This is a genomic window from Pseudomonas sp. FW305-7, assembly GCF_058786735.1.
Genome location: NZ_JBYSZA010000055.1, coordinates 9399 through 10736, shown reverse-complemented (window position 1 = coordinate 10736; position 1338 = coordinate 9399). Strand labels below are relative to the sequence as shown.

Here is a 1338-nt window from a genome sequence, read left to right as displayed (position 1 = left end):
CTCCAGCCTCACCCCAACCCCCAACAACCGCACCGGTTTGCCGCCCCGGTTGAACGCCTGCGTCAGCATCAACTGATAACTGCCCAGATCCCGCCCTGCCCCGGCCTGCTCCAGCGTCGTCTGGGTAAAATCATGAAACTTCACTTTGACGAATGGCTTGCCCGGTCGATAACTGCTGTCGATCCGCGCCATACGGGTTTTCAGGGTTTCCAGAAGCTCCGGCAACTTGTCCAGGCAACTGCGTAAATCCGGCAGGTCGACATCGTAGGTGTTTTCCACACTGATCGACTGACGGCGACTGTCGTTGTGCACCAGCCGATCATCAATCCCACGGGCCAGACTCCAGAGTCGCTCGCCAAAACTGCCAAATTCGCGCACCAGCGCCAGCTTGTCCCACTCGCGCAATTGCATGCAGTCAACGATGCCCAGTTTGCCCAGCTTGTCGGCCGTGACCTTGCCGACGCCGTGTAGCTTGCTCACCGGCAAGCCGCTGACAAAATCCTCGACCTGATCCGGGGTGATCACAAACAAACCGTTGGGCTTTTTCCAGTCGCTGGCGATCTTTGCCAGAAACTTGTTCGGCGCCACGCCTGCAGAAACAGTGATGTGCAGTTGATTGGAGACCCGGCGGCGAATGTCCTGGGCGATCCGTGTGGCACTACCGCCGAAGTGCGCGCTGTCCGATACGTCTAGGTAGGCTTCATCTAGCGACAGCGGCTCAATCAAGTCGGTGTAATCGGCGAAAATCGTGTGGATTTCCTTTGAGGCCTCACGATAAGCGTCCATGCGCGGTTTGACGATGGTCAGATCCGGACACAGCTTGAGGGCGTGTCCCGACGACATCGCCGAACGCACACCATAAGCTCGCGCCTCGTAGTTGCAGGTGGCGATCACCCCTCGCCGATCTGCCGAGCCGCCCACCGCCAATGGCTTGCCTGCCAGGCGCGGGTCATCACGCATCTCGATGGCGGCGTAGAAACAGTCACAGTCGACGTGGATGATTTTTCGCTGAGTCATGTCAGAAAAGGAAACGTGGCAAGCCGGATCGGCAGTATCTCACTGACAACTGTATATAGCACCAGTAGTGCCGAATGTTCTTTTCCCTGTGTAGGAAAAGACCGATGAATTTATTTTCTCAATCGAAAATGCACAGCCAATAGAGCTGAAAGCCCTGCCCCGCCTGCCCCGCGCTCTGCTCAGCACCCTAAAAAACCGCTAACCGATTGAACCTCAACAGATTTTATCCAGATTGGAGGTTGACACCCCGGCGATCCTCTGTAGAATGCCGACACACAGACGCGGGATGGAGCAGTCTGGTAGCTCGTCGGGCTCATAACC

General features: G+C 57.0%; 1 protein-coding gene. It reads right to left on the bottom strand.

Features of this window, described 5'->3' with window-relative positions:
* A partial coding sequence (dinB, locus tag AC3WMT_RS30560) for a DNA polymerase IV (protein ID WP_103307399.1) occupies positions 1 to 1017 on the bottom strand: 1017 nt, incomplete at its 3' end.
* Positions 1018 to 1338: the final 321 nt, after the last annotated feature.